A 1041-nucleotide genomic window follows, 5' to 3' on the forward strand; every position below is an offset into this window, starting at 1 on the left:
AGCGCGTACTATTTCCTCGGCAAATATGACAARGCGATCGAGTTCTATCTACAAAGCCTAGCGATCGCACGGGAAATMAAARACCGTCAAGGTGAGGGAACTGCGCTGGGAAATCTGGGAAGCGCTTACATAGCCCTCGGCAAATATGACAAAGCGATCGAGTTCTATCTACAAAGCCTAGCGATCGCACGGGAAATCAAAGACCGTCTCGGTGAGGGAACTGCGCTGGGAAATCTGGGAAGCGCTTACCAAAACCTCGGCAAATATGACAAAGCGATCGAGTTCTATCTACAAAGCCTAGCAATCATGCGAGAAATCAAAGACCGTCGCGGTGAGGGACAGTCGCTGGGAAATATAGGAAACGCTTACTATTCCCTCAGCAAATATGACAAAGCGATCGAGTTCCATCTACAAAGCTTAGCGATCTCGCGGGAAATCAAAGACCGTCTCGGTGAGGGAAATGCGCTGGGAAGTCTGGGAAACGCTTACTATTCCCTCAGCAAATACGACAAAGCGATCGAGTTCCATCTTCAAAGCTTAGCGATCGCGCGGGAAATCAAAGACCGTAGCGGTGAGGGACAGTCACTGGGAAATCTGGGAATTGCTTACCGAAACCTCAGCAAATACGACAAAGCGATCGAGTTCTATCTGCAAAGCTTAACGATCTCGCGGGAAATCAAAGACCGTCTCGGTGAGGGACAGTCACTGGGAAATCTGGGAATCGCTTACGATTCCCTCGGCAAATACGACAAAGCGATTGAGTTCCATCTACAAAGCTTAGCGATCGCGCGGGAAATCAAAAACCGTCTCGGTGAGGGAACTACGCTGGGAAATATAGGAAACGCTTACTATTCCCTCGGCAAATATGACAAAGCGATCCAGTTCCATCTGCAAAGCTTAGAAATCAAGCGGGACATCAAAGACCGTCTCGGTGAGGGACAGTCGCTGGGAAGTCTGGGAAACGCTTACCAAAACCTCGGCAAATATGAYAAAGCRATCGAGTTCYATCTGCAAAGCTTAGAAATCAAGCGGGAAATCAAA

Annotated in this window: 1 protein-coding gene; it reads left to right on the top strand. The window is 48.6% G+C overall.

Annotated elements, in window-relative coordinates:
* Positions 1-1041: tetratricopeptide repeat protein (locus B9G53_RS03410; RefSeq protein WP_141211692.1), on the top strand; the 1041-nt coding region annotated here is incomplete at both ends.

The organism is Pseudanabaena sp. SR411, assembly GCF_002251945.1.
Classification (GTDB): Bacteria; Cyanobacteriota; Cyanobacteriia; order Pseudanabaenales; family Pseudanabaenaceae; genus Pseudanabaena.